Annotated in this window: 11 protein-coding genes; 7 read left to right on the plus strand and 4 right to left on the minus strand. The window is 71.0% G+C overall.

All coding sequences use genetic code 11. The features are described from left to right. Positions 1–274: PLP-dependent transferase (locus tag VJS38_RS20540; RefSeq protein ID WP_324090009.1), on the minus strand; the 274-nt coding region annotated here is incomplete at its 3' end. A 97-nt stretch (positions 275–371) separates the two neighbouring features. On the opposite strand from VJS38_RS20540, the gene VJS38_RS20545 reads away from it, so the two are divergent. Beyond that, entirely contained in the window at positions 372–2,174 is a 1,803-nt protein-coding gene (locus tag VJS38_RS20545; protein WP_324090010.1) for a long-chain-acyl-CoA synthetase, read from the plus strand. Here VJS38_RS20545 and VJS38_RS20550 read toward each other — a convergent pair. Further along, entirely contained in the window at positions 2,114–3,052 is a 939-nt protein-coding gene (locus VJS38_RS20550; protein WP_324090011.1) for an alpha/beta hydrolase, read from the minus strand. The two genes, VJS38_RS20545 and VJS38_RS20550, sit on opposite strands and share 61 nt — an antisense overlap. A gap of 57 nt (positions 3,053–3,109) precedes the next feature. Then, positions 3,110–3,421 carry a phosphopantetheine-binding protein gene (locus VJS38_RS20555; RefSeq protein ID WP_324090012.1) on the minus strand — a complete coding sequence of 104 codons (312 nt, stop codon included), beginning with the start codon at positions 3,419–3,421 and terminating at the stop codon, positions 3,110–3,112. A 165-nt stretch (positions 3,422–3,586) separates the two neighbouring features. Here VJS38_RS20555 and VJS38_RS20560 point away from each other — a divergent pair, with 165 nt between their 5' ends. Genes VJS38_RS20560 through VJS38_RS20570 form a run of 3 tightly spaced genes read left to right on the plus strand, consistent with a single transcriptional unit; the run spans position 3,587 to position 6,709 of the window. Further along, positions 3,587–4,825: an acyl-CoA dehydrogenase family protein gene (locus tag VJS38_RS20560; RefSeq protein WP_324090013.1), complete on the plus strand. Its 1,239-nt coding sequence runs from the start codon at positions 3,587–3,589 to the stop codon at positions 4,823–4,825. An 8-nt stretch (positions 4,826–4,833) separates the two neighbouring features. Then, the gene (locus VJS38_RS20565) at positions 4,834–5,763 is read left to right on the plus strand and encodes an amino acid--[acyl-carrier-protein] ligase (RefSeq protein WP_324090014.1); all 930 of its coding nucleotides are present in this window, start codon (positions 4,834–4,836) and stop codon (positions 5,761–5,763) included. Between the two features lie 13 nt (positions 5,764–5,776). Beyond that, positions 5,777–6,709, plus strand: a complete 933-nt coding sequence (locus VJS38_RS20570) for a branched-chain amino acid aminotransferase (RefSeq protein WP_324090015.1) — start codon at positions 5,777–5,779, stop codon at positions 6,707–6,709. Here VJS38_RS20570 and VJS38_RS20575 read toward each other — a convergent pair. After that, positions 6,628–8,355 (minus strand): thiamine pyrophosphate-binding protein, encoded by a 1,728-nt coding sequence (locus tag VJS38_RS20575; protein ID WP_324090016.1) that lies wholly within the window; start codon positions 8,353–8,355, stop codon positions 6,628–6,630. The two genes, VJS38_RS20570 and VJS38_RS20575, sit on opposite strands and share 82 nt — an antisense overlap. A gap of 136 nt (positions 8,356–8,491) precedes the next feature. On the opposite strand from VJS38_RS20575, the gene VJS38_RS20580 reads away from it, so the two are divergent. The 3 genes from VJS38_RS20580 to VJS38_RS20590 form a co-directional block, all read left to right on the plus strand. Then, a complete protein-coding gene (locus VJS38_RS20580) occupies positions 8,492–8,788 on the plus strand; it encodes a hypothetical protein (RefSeq protein WP_324090017.1) in 297 nt (98 codons plus the stop codon). Beyond that, on the plus strand, positions 8,789–10,177 hold the full coding sequence (locus tag VJS38_RS20585) for an AMP-binding protein (RefSeq protein ID WP_324090018.1): 1,389 nt from the start codon (positions 8,789–8,791) through the stop codon (positions 10,175–10,177). Further along, the coding region (locus tag VJS38_RS20590; protein ID WP_324090019.1) for an SDR family oxidoreductase at positions 10,170–10,870 on the plus strand (701 nt) is incomplete at its 3' end. The genes VJS38_RS20585 and VJS38_RS20590, both read left to right, overlap by 8 nt.

Here is a 10,870-nt window from a genome sequence, read left to right on the forward strand (position 1 = left end):
GGTGGGTGGTGGAGGCCGGATGGCAGGCGAGCGACTTGGCGTCGCCGATATTGACCAGCCGCTTGACGAGCTTGAGCTGGTCGTAGAGCGCCGCGCCCGCGGCGTAGCCGCCGCGCACCCCGAAGGTCAGCAGGGCCGGGATGCGGCCGGCGAGGTACTTCTCGGCGAGCGGGTGATAGGGGCTGTCGGGAAAGCCGGCGTAGCTGACCCATTGGACGCGGGCGTCGGCGCGGAGGAATTCGGCGACCCTGTGGAACGGCCATGCGACTTGCAAAAGAGGTCGCGCGGTCGCGGGATCCGTCGCAGGAAACCCGTGGCGAACGGCAAGCTACGTTCGCACCTGCCCACCAGCCTTACCAAAGGATACGCAAGTGGATGCTGGGGTTCGCGCGGCCGCGCCGCAAGCGGCGGGCGAGAGCGTCAACAAGGCCTGGCTTCGCGCCCTCGAACTGACGGGGCGCATCGAGAAGGCGCCGTATCGCATCCTCGCCGAGGTGGTCGAGGAGCAGGCGCGCGCCCGGCCGGAGGCGCCGGCGCTGCTCTCCGAGACGGGAGCGCTGACCTATCGCGATCTCGCCCGTCGCCAGCGCCGCTACGCCCGTTGGGCCCTGTTCGAGGGCCTGGAGAAAGGCGACGTGGTGGCGCTGCTGGCGCACAACCAGCCGGACTATATGGCCGCCTGGCTGGGGCTCACGAGCGTGGGCGTGGTGGTGGCGCTGATCAACACCAACCTTCCCGCGCAGGCCCTGGCGCACAGCCTGCGGACGGTCGCGCCCGCACGGCTGATCACCACCGACGAACTGGCCCCGGCCGCGGAGGCGGCGCTGGCGGAGCTTGCGGAACGCCCTCAGCTCTGGTTGCTGGGCGCCGGCCCGGGCCGGCGCGTCGAGCCCGCGTTCGCCGGGCTGTCGGCGGAGCCCCTGACGCCGGAGGAAAGGCGCAGCGTCACCGTGCGCGACCCGGCGCTGCTGATCTACACCTCCGGCACCACCGGGTTGCCGAAGGCCGCGCGGGTGAGCCACCGGCGGGTGATGAGCTGGAGCTGCTGGTTCGCCGGCATGCTCGATGCGCGCCCCGACGACCGGCTCTACGACTGCCTGCCGATGTACCACAGCGTCGGCGGAGTGGTGGCGACGGGCGCCCTTCTGATGTCCGGCGGTTCGGTGGCGATCGCCCGGAAGTTCTCGCGCCGCTTCTGGGACGAGGTGGTCGCCTGGGATTGCACTCTGCTGCAGTACGTCGGCGAGTTGTGCCGCTATCTCGTCCAGGCGCCGCCGAACGACAACGAACGTCGCCACCGGCTGCGCATCGCCTGCGGCAACGGCCTGAGCGGCCAGGTCTGGCGGCGGTTCCAGGAGCGGTTCGCCGTGCCGCGGATTGTCGAGTTCTATGCCGCCACCGAGGGCAATTTCTCGTTGTTCAACGTCGAGGGCGAGCCCGGCGCGATCGGACGCGTGCCCGGCTTCATGGCCCACCGCTTCCCCGTGGCCCTGGTGGTCTACGATCCCGAGACCGGCGCGCCGAAGCGGGACGCCAACGGCCGGTGCATCCGCTGCGCGCGCGGCGAGACCGGCGAAGCCATCGGCCGGATCGCCGACGCCGCGGGCGATCCGGCCCACCGCTTCGAAGGCTATACCAACGCCGCCGAGACCGAGAAGAAGGTGCTGCGCGACGTCTTTGAGTCCGGCGACGCCTGGCTGCGGACCGGCGACCTGATGCGCCTCGACGCGCGCGGCTTCTTCCATTTCGTCGATCGGATCGGCGAGACCTTCCGCTGGAAGGGCGAGAACGTCAGCGCCGGCGAGGTGTCCGCGGCGATCGAGGCCTGCCTCGGGGTCCAGACCTCGGCCGTTTACGGCGTCAGCGTGCCGGGATCGGAGGGACGCGCCGGCATGGCGGCGATCGTGGCTTCACCGGAGTTCGATCCGGCCGCGCTTCGCGCCGACCTGGTCGACGCCTTGCCGTCCTACGCCCGGCCGCTGTTCCTGCGGCTGGTCCCCGCGCTGCCGCTTACCGAGACCTTCAAGAAGGCCAGCCACCGGCTCGCAGCGGAGGGCTTCGATCCCTCGGCCATCACCGATCCGCTGTTCTTCGACGATCCCGCCGCTCAGGCCTATGTGCCGCTGGACGCGGCGGTCTGGGAGCGCATCCACCGCGGCGAGGTGCGCATCTGATCCGGGGCCAGCGTGGCGCGGATTTCCGCGCCGAGCGCCTCGACGGCCGGAATCGCGTTCGGGATCGCCCGCGCCAGGCAATAGAAGTAGTGGATCATGCCCGGCCAGCAGGTGAAGCTCGCATCCGCGCCCGCCGCGGTGAGGCGTGCGGCGTAGGCTGCGGCCTCATCGCGGAAGGGGTCGTATTCGGCGGCGTGGATCAGGGCCGGCGTGCGCACGGCCAGTTCCTGCGCCAGCAGCGGCGAGAGGCGCAGGTCGTGCAGGTCCTGCGCCTCGCCGCAGTAGTCGTGCAGGTCCGCCGCAAGCGTCGCCGCGTCGAGGAAGAAGCCCTCGCCGTAGGCTCGCCGGGAGGGCGTCTCGTGGACGAGATCGAGGATCGGGCACAGCAGCACCTGCAGGGCCAGCGGCGGCGCGGCCGGAGACTGGGTGATCCATGCGGCGATCCCGCCGCCGACGCTGTCGCCGCCGACCGCCAGGCGTTGGGGATCGATGCCGAGCCCCAGGGCGTTGTCGAAGGCCCAGCGCACGGCGGCCAGGGCGTCTTCCACGGCGGCAGGGAAGGGGTGTTCCGGCGCCAGGCGATAATCGATCGCCAGCAGCTTCACGCCCGAACTTGCAGCCAGCCGGCGGCAGAGGCCCTCGTGCGTGTCCAGGCCCCCCGCCACCCAGCCGCCGCCATGGAAATAGACGAGGCCCGCATCGGCGGCGTCAGGCGGAATGTAAAGTCGTCCCAGTAGCGATCCGCCGGGCCCAGGCAGGACAATGACGCGGGTCAGGACGGAGATCGGGGCGTGCTCGTCGGCGCTGTCCGCCAGGTTGGCCAGCACTCTACGACGATCGGCGACGCTGGGAGGGCCGTGCGCGCCGGTCGCCGACACGCTCATCATTCGTAAGACACGTTCGGCGCCGCGATCCAGGGGCATGGCAAAGCCCCGTCAGGCGGTCGGGACCAGCGCCTCGACCAGCCGGCCGATCGCCGCCACCGAACGAAAATTGTCGGGCGTCATCTCGCGCTGCGGGATCTCGAGATCGAACTCCAGCTCGACGGCCAGCATCAGATTGACCATGTCGAGAGAGGTCAGTCCGGCTTCCAGCAAAGGTTGTTCCGCTCCAAATTCTCCTGAATGGCCGCGTTTTGTCAGCAGTTTCATGACGATGCCGAAGATCCGCTCGTCCGGTCGAAGCAGAGCGTCGTCTCTTATCATTGTTTGTTCCTTCCACACCGAGGAGGTTGGTGGCCGGTGCACATTGCGCGATCCTCAGTACATCACGAACTCCGGCCGGCCGGCTGTTTCAAAAGACGCGTGGCCCTTAATGTTTGATGACGTGAGCGCGGCGCCCGCAGACTAAGCTCCATCCCGTCGCTGCAGCCCTCAGGCGCAGGCCGACCTAATCCAGAGCTCGAGGAGCCGATGAACGCTCAAGCCCGCGAGGCCGCGCAGGCCGCTCCTTCCACCGCCTCTCACCTTGCCGACCGGTCGAGGCGTGTCGCAGCTGACGAGCCCATCGCCGCGCGCGCGCGGCGCGTGGCGGCGATCGCCGAGCGCAACGCCCTTGACGTTGATCGGGACGGCCGCGTGCCTCGCGAGGCGATCGCCGCGCTCAAGGCCGAGCGCTTGATGGGCGTGCTCGCGCCCAGTCCTCTCGGCGGGGAGGACGCCCGCCATGGCGAGGTGGTGGAGGCCTGCTACATCCTTGGCCAGGCCTGCGCCTCGACCGCGCTGATCTACGCCATGCATTCGGTGAAGGTCGCCTGCCTCGTGCGTCACAGCGAGGACAGCCTCTGGCACCAGAACTTCATCGCCCGCGTCGCCGACGAGCAGATGCTGCTGGCCTCCTCGACCACGGAAGGCCAGGCCGGGGGCGCCGTCCGCTCCAGCGACGCGGCGATCGTGCACGACGGAGACCGCGTCCGGCTGCAGCGCGACGCCAGCGTCATCTCCTACGGCGAGGCCGCCGATGGCCTGGTGACGACCGCCCGGCGCTCTGCCAGCGCCGCCGCGTCCGACCAGGTTCTGTTGGCCCTGGCCCGCGACGACTACAGCCTGAGCCGGACGCGGGACTGGAGCACGCTGGGGATGCGCGGCACGGTCAGCGCCGGTTTCGCCCTCAAGGCCGAGGCCGATCCCGCACAGATCCTGCCCGAACCCTATGCGCGCATCCACGCGGAGAGCATGGTGCCCTCGGCCCACCTCTTCTGGTCGTCGGTCTGGGCGGGGATCGCTGCAGGCGCCGTCGACCGCGCCCGCCGCGCCGTCCGCAAGTCCGCGAAGAACGCGGAGAGCCCGCCGCCGGCGACCGCGCGCTTGGCCAAAGCGATGGCCGCTCTTCGCGCCGCGCGGGCGCAGATCGCGACGATGACGGCGCAGTTCGAGGCCGTCGGCGACGACCGCGCCGCTCTGACCACCTTGGAGTTCCAGACGGCGATCACGCTCCTGAAGGTGGACGTCAGCGAACTGGCGGTCGAGGCGGTGACCCAGGCGCTGCGCGCCACCGGGCTCTCCGGCTACCGCACCGACGGCGAAGCCAGCATCGCGCGACACCTGCGCGACATCCTCTCCGCGCCGCTGATGATCAATAACGACCGGATCCTCGCCGACCTGGCGATGACGAGCCTGGTCGCCGACACCCCGCAATCGATCCGCAACTGAGGTGCCCGATGTTTGCGAACGCAATGGCGGCTGAAAGAGCCGGCGAAGAGGAACGACTCGAGCGGCTGGCCGCCAGCCTGTTCCATCCCACCGGCGTCGACGGCGTCTATGGGCGGACCGGAGCCTACGAGAGCGTCGTCGAGGCCCTGACGGCCCTGATCACGCGCCACCGTCCGGCGGGGGCCGAGGTGTTCCGCTTCCCGCCCGTGATGAGCCGGAAGCATCTGGAGCGTCACGGCTACCTGAAGAGCTTCCCCAACCTCCTCGGCTGCGTCAGCTGCCTCTGCGGCAGCGAGAGCGAGATCCTCGGAGTGGTCAACCGCTTCGAGGAGGGCGAGCCCTGGACCCAGTCGCTCGAGGCGGCCGACCTCGTGCTCGCGCCGGCCGCCTGCTATCCGGTCTACCCCCTCGTCGCCGCCCGCGGACCCATTCCCCGGGGCGGGCAGGTGTTCGACGTCGCGGCCGAGTGCTTCCGGCGCGAGCCGTCGCGGGACATCGACCGCTTCCAGACGTTCCGCATGCGCGAGTATGTCTGCATCGGCTCGCCCGAGGAGATCCAGGCCTTCCGGGGCGCGTGGATCGACCGCGCCCAACAGCTGGCGGACGATCTGGGCCTGCCCTATCGCATCGACCTCGCCAGCGATCCCTTCTTCGGCCGCGGCGGCCAGATCCTGGCCATCAGCGCCATCCAGCAGGAACTGAAGTTCGAGCTCCTGATCCCGGTCCGCTCGGAGGAGCGGCCCACGGCCTGCATGAGCTTCAACTACCACCGCGAGCACTTCGGCCACATCTGGGACCTGGTGACCGAGGACGGGACGGTGGCGCACACCGGCTGCGTGGCCTTCGGCATGGACCGCCTGGCGGTCGCCCTCTTCGCGACGCACGGGACGCGGACGGCCGATTGGCCGGCGGCGGTGCGCGAGATCCTCAACCTGTAGGGCGGCGGTGGTCATGAGCGCGGTCGTCTCCACCCTCAAGCCGGTCTCGAAGACCTGGACCTTCTTCGAAGGCGACTGGCACGAGGGCAATGTCGCCATCATGGGGCCGCGCACCCACGGCGCCTGGCTGGGTTCCACGATCTTCGACGGCGGGCGGGCCTTCGAAGGCGTGACCCCGGACCTTGCGGCCCACTGCGAGCGGGTGAACTTCTCCGCCGAGCGGTTCCTGTTGAAGCCGGTGGCGCCGGTCGAGACCTGGCTGGGCCTGGTGAGCGACGGGCTCAGGCGCTTCGACCCGCAGGCCGAGCTCTACATCCGGCCGATGTACTGGGCCGACCAGGGCTTCGGCGGCGGAGTGAGGTTCGATCCCGAGACGACGCGCTGGTGCCTGACGATCTACGAGGCGCCGATGCCGGCGCCCACCGGCGGAGCCATCACCCTCTCGCCGTTCCGCCGGCCGACCATCGAGACCGCGCCGGTCGACGCCAAGGCCAGCTGTCTCTATCCCAACAACACCCGCGGCCTCATCGAGGCCCAGCGGCGTGGCTTCGACAACTGCGTCCTGCGGGACATGCTCGGCGCGGTCGCCGAGCTCGCCAACGCCAACATCTTCATGGTCAAGGACGGGGTGGTGTTCACGCCGGCGCCGAACGGGACCTTCCTCGACGGGATCACCCGCCGGCGGGTCATCGGCCTCCTGCGCGCCGACGGCGTCGAGGTCCGCGAGCAGACCCTGGACTATTCGGCCTTCCTCGCCGCCGACGAGATCTTTTCCAGCGGCAACTACGCCAAGGTCGCGCCGATGATCCGCATCGAGGACCGCACCCTGCCGATCGGGCCGGTGTTCCGCCGGGCCCGCGAACTCTACTGGGCCTTCGCCCACGAGGACGGCGCGGCGGGGCGCAGGGCAGGCTCGGCGCGGCTCAGCGCCGCCGTGCGGATCTGACCGAGCGTCGTCGACGGGCTGATCGCGTCGACGTCGATCTTCAGGTGCAGGATCGACGGCAGGCCGCTGACGCGCGCGGCCTCGAACGCCGGTCCGAAGTCCGCCGTGGTTTCCACCGTCGCGCCGAACCCGCCGAACGCCCGTGCATAGGCGGCGAAGTCGGGATTGACCAGGTCGGTGCCCGAAACCCGGCCCGGGAACTCCCGCTCCTGATGCATGCGGATGGTGCCGTAGCTGCGGTTGTCGGCGACCAGGACGATGATCGACAGGCCGTATTGCACCGCCGTGGCGAACTCCTGGCCGTTCATCAGGAAGTCGCCGTCGCCGTTGATCGAGACCACGGTCCGCCCTGGATTGAGCCGTTGCATCGCCACCGCGGCGGGAACCCCGTAGCCCATCGAGGCCGAGGTGGGGGCGACGTGGCCGTGCAGACGCCGGAAGCGCAGGAAGCGGTGGATCCAGCCGGCGTAGTTGCCGGCGCCGTTGCAGACGATGGCGTCGGCCGGCAGCTGTTCGCGCAGCCACACCATCACTTCGCCGAGGTTGACGGCGCCCGGCTGCGGCGTCGGCGTTTCCGACCAGGCCAGATAGTCGGCGTGGGCCTGGCGCGTCTCCTGCCGCCAGGGGATAGCGGGGGGCGGGGCAAGGCCTGCCGCGGCGGCGGCGAAGCCGGCCGGCGAGGCCTGGATCGCCAGGGTCGGCCAAAACACCCGCCCCAGTTCCTCCGCCGCCGGGTGGACGTGCACCAGCCGCGTCGAGGGCGCCGGGATGTCGAACAGCTTGTAGCCCTGGCTGGAGATCTCGCTGATCCGCCCGCCGACCCAGACCACCAGGTCCGCCGCCATGACCCGCTCGATCAGCCGCGGATTCGGCGCAAGGCCCAGGTCGCCGGCGTAGGCCGGATGCAACGGGTCGAACAGGGTCAGGCGGCGGTAGCTGGTCATCACCGGCAGCTCGAAGCGCTCGGCCAGGGCGTGCATCGCCGCGCGCGAGTCCTGATCCCAGCGCGGCCCCCCCAGGACCAGCAGCGGACGGGCGGCCTCGGCGAGCAGTCTATCAAGCGCGGCCATGTCCTGCGGGTGCGGCGCGCACTCCGCCGGCCGGAGGGCCGGGGCGTCGGCGACGGCGACCTGCGCCGTCAGCATGTCCCGTGGCAGGGCGACGACCACCGGTCCGGGCCGGCCTGCGCAGGCGGTGGCGAAGGCGCGCGCCACCAGTTCCGGGACCCGTTCCGGCGTCTCGATCTCCACGACCCACTTGGCCATGGAATGAAACACCGCCCGGTAGTCCAGCTCCTGAAACGCCTCGCGCTCCTTCAGCCCCCGATCCACCTGGCCGACGAAGAGGATCAGCGGGGTGGAGTCCTGGCTGGCGACATGGACGCCGGCTGCGGCGTTGGTCGCGCCGGGGCCGCGGGTTACGAAGCAGACGCCCGGACGTCCGGTGGTCTTGCCCACCGCCTCGGCCATCATGGCGCAGCCGCCTTCCTGGCGGCCGATGGTGACCGCAATCGGGGAATCCCGCAGCGCGTTCAGCACCCCGAGGTAGCTTTCGCCGGGGACGCAGAAGACGTGCTCGACCCCGTGGAGCACGAGCTGATCCACCAGGGCCTGCGCCGCGGTGCGGAAGATGGGAGCTTGCGCCATTTTGCTATCCGATCGGTGGCTCGAAGCCTGCGGCCTCGATCGGACGCCCTCCCAATCATTTGCAATCAGGACGCCGCTATTCCCGCGGCAATCTGCGGGCGGCGTCTCAAGGGCCCGGGCAACGGCGGAGCTGGCGATGCAGGAAACAGCCATTGAGGTGCGCCCAGGCGGCGCAGACCACATCCGGCGGACGGTGGCCGCCAGCTTCGAGCGGACGGCGATCGCCCAGGAGCGCCAGCTGGCGCCGCTCACCGACGACCTCGTCCTGGTCGACAGCGGGCTCGACTCGCTCTGCTTCGCGATCATCGTCGCCCAGCTCGAGGACGAGCTGGGCCTGGATCCGTTCTCCGACCTCGATGACGATCTGTTCCCCGTCAACTTCGCGGAATTCGTCCAGCTCTACGAAACCGCGGCGCAGGGCCAGGCGGCCTAGGTGCCCAGCCTGCGTGCCCGCCTGATCGCAGCGTGTCCGCCGGCTGGGGCGCGCCTGGTGGCGCCGGGGGCGAGCCTTGAGCTCGCCGCGCTCGCCGCCGGCGACGGGGCGGGCGCCGAACTCGCCGGCCGCTCCGTGCTGGTGCGGACGGCGACCCAGCTCGGCGCGGCCCAGGCCTTGGTCGAACTTGACGGCCGAGCGCGGCGGCTTGTGCTCTGCCCTCCGGACCTGGCGGCCGAGCACCTGCCCTACGTGGTCGGCGAGGCCGGCGTCGAGGCCGTCGTCACCGATGCGCCGCAGCGGCTGCCGGCGGACCTCGGCCTGCCGGTGCATTCGCTTCGCGCGCCCGCCGGGGGGGCCGACGTCGTCGAGCCGCCGGGCGAGGCTGCGACCGAATGGCTGTTGTTCACCTCCGGGACCACCGGCAAGCCGAAGCTGGTGATCCACCGGCTGGCCGGGCTGACCGGCGCCATCGCTGCGCCGCCGCCGTCCGGCGAGGGCGGGGCGGGCGCCCGCCGCCCCGTCTGGGCGACGTTCTACGACATCCGCCGCTACGGCGGCCTGCAGGTGCTGCTGCGCGCGCTGGTCGGCGGCTGCGCCCTGGCGCTCTCCGAGGCCGCCGAACCGCTTGCGGACCGGCTGGCGCGGTTCGCCGCCCTGGGGGTCACCCACGTGACGGGCACGCCGTCCCACTGGCGGCTGCTGCTGATGCATCCCCAGGCCGGCATGATCGCCCCGGCCTACGTCCGGCTGTCCGGCGAGATCGCCGACCAGGCGGTGCTGGACCGGCTGCGGGCGACCTTCCCGGACGCCAGGATCGTCCACGCCTACGCCTCCACCGAGGCCGGCGTCGGCTTCGAGGTGGACGACGGCCTGGAAGGCTTTCCGGAGCACTTCGTCGGCGGCGATGGGCCGGTGGCGCTGAAGGTGGTGGACGGCAGCCTGCGCATCCGCTCGGCCCGCGCGGCGACCGGCTATGCCGGGCCGACCGCGCTGACCGACGACGAGGGCTTCTTCGACACCGACGATATGGTCGAGCTGAAGGACAGGCGCTGGCGCTTTGTCGGCCGCCGCAGCGGCGTCATCAACGTCGGCGGGCTGAAAGTTCATCCCGAGGAGGTGGAGGCGGTGATCAACCGCCACCCGGCGGTGCGGGTCTGCCGGGTGCGCGCCCGCCGCAGCCCGATCACCGGCTCGCTGGTCAGCGCCGAGGTCGCGCTCGACGACCCGGCGCAGGCGGGCTCCCCGGAGCTGGAAGCGGCCCTGCGCGACAGCATTTTCGAGCTGTGCCGCGCCAGCCTGCCGCCGCACAAGGCCCCGGCCATGCTGCGCTTCGTGAGCGACCTGCAGATGACCCCCGGCGGCAAATTGGAGCGCACAAATGGCTGACGCCGGAGGACCGCGGACCGTGATCGTCAGCGGGGCGAGCCGCGGGGTCGGGCTGGCGATCGCCGAGCGCCTGGCCGCAGCGGGCTTCCGCGTGATCGCCATCGCCCGCGCCGAGGGCGACCTTCCCGCCGCACGCGCGCGACTGGCCACGGCGGCTGGGCCCGGCGAGCTCGTCTTCCGGCCGTTCGACCTTTCGCAAGTCGAGGACATCGGCGCCTTCGTGCGCGACCTGCGCGGGGAGTTCGGCGCGCCGTTCGGCCTGGTCAACAATGCCGCGGTGGGCTTCGACGGGCTGCTGGCGAACATGACGCTCGGCCGGATCGAGGCGCTGGTCCGGCTCAACACGTTGTCGCCGATCGTGCTCACCAAGCACGTCGCGCGGGCGATGATGGCGGCCGGGGGCGGCCGGATCGTCAACATCAGCTCGATCATCGCCTCGACCGGCTACAACGGCCTCTCGGTCTACGGCGCCACCAAGGCCTCGCTGGTCGGCTTCACCCGCTCGCTGGCCCGCGAACTCGGCCGGCTGGAGATCACCGTCAACGCCGTCGCCCCGGGCTTCATGACCACCGAGATGACCAAGACCCTCGCCCCCGAAGACCGCGACCGCGTCGCCCGCCGCGCGGCGCTGCAGCGGCTGGTCACGCCAGACGACGTGGCGGCCAGCGTGCTGCACCTGATGAGCGAAGCCGG

Source organism: Phenylobacterium sp. (assembly GCF_035276905.1).
Lineage (GTDB): Bacteria > Pseudomonadota > Alphaproteobacteria > Caulobacterales > Caulobacteraceae > Phenylobacterium.

Excerpts from the sequence above, each read along its gene's own strand:
- VJS38_RS20575 (WP_324090016.1), bottom strand. The coding sequence starts at position 8,355 with ATGGCGCAAGCTCCCATCTTCCGCACCGCGGCGCAGGCCCTGGTGGAT.
- VJS38_RS20560 (WP_324090013.1), top strand. The coding sequence starts at position 3,587 with ATGAACGCTCAAGCCCGCGAGGCCGCGCAGGCCGCTCCTTCCACCGCC.
- VJS38_RS20580 (WP_324090017.1), top strand. The coding sequence starts at position 8,492 with ATGCAGGAAACAGCCATTGAGGTGCGCCCAGGCGGCGCAGACCACATC.
- VJS38_RS20565 (WP_324090014.1), top strand. The coding sequence starts at position 4,834 with ATGTTTGCGAACGCAATGGCGGCTGAAAGAGCCGGCGAAGAGGAACGA.
- VJS38_RS20570 (WP_324090015.1), top strand. The coding sequence starts at position 5,777 with ATGAGCGCGGTCGTCTCCACCCTCAAGCCGGTCTCGAAGACCTGGACC.